Genomic DNA, 680 nt, shown 5'->3' on the forward strand with positions numbered 1-680 from the left:
CCCCCGCCCCCGCCTCCAGCACATGCCGGGACCGCAACCGCGGCAGCCCCAGTCGCCCCGGCTTCATCGTGTGGACGGCGATGACCTTCAAGTCCCGGTCCAGGTACGCCACATCGATCGGGAAGCGCATCCGGAACGTGTGGACGCTGCTCGCCGGGGAGAGCAGCATCGCCCCGTCGATCGCGTCCCGGCCGAGCAGCCCCTTCGTGCGCGCCCGGTACGAGGTAGCCAGCTCCAGCGGGACGGTGACCGTCCCCGCGGTCCCGTGCACGATCAGCTTTCCGCGCCCGTCACTCCAGCGTCGTCCCATGCCAGGTCACCTTCCTGCGCCACTTCGGAACCGGTGTCATGCGAGTCGACCGACCGTATCCACCCGGGAGTAGGCCCCACATGGGCCCACGGACCCATGCCCCGACCGCCGCCCACTCGATATCGTCCCCGCGTGCGCCTGATTCTGATCGTCGTGGGTGCCCTGTGGGGCGCGTGCTCGGGCCTCCTGCTGCCCCGCGCCGCCCACCGCCTCTCCGTGGACCCCGAGGAACCCTGGAAGGGGCAGTGCCCCGACGGCCACCCGATCACGGGCCCGTTCGACGGCTGGCTCGGCCGGGCCCACTGCACCCCCGACACCAGCGGCACCAGCGGCGCGCAGTCCGTCACCACCGCCTGCGGCCCCTACGGCC

The 680-nt window shown here is 72.5% G+C and carries 1 protein-coding gene and 1 pseudogene; one reads left to right on the forward strand and one right to left on the reverse strand.

The window, feature by feature from the left end; genetic code table 11:
* Window positions 1–310, reverse strand: a 310-nt coding sequence (locus AC31A1_RS52235) for a DUF192 domain-containing protein (RefSeq protein WP_489660050.1), incomplete at its 3' end; no start/stop codon positions are given.
* 132 nt (window positions 311–442) lie between these two features.
* Between AC31A1_RS52235 and AC31A1_RS52240 the strand changes: the two are divergent.
* Window positions 443–680, forward strand: a pseudogene (locus AC31A1_RS52240) (prepilin peptidase); the annotation flags it as partial.

The sequence above is a fragment of the Streptomyces sp. P5F9 genome (genome assembly GCF_057961495.1).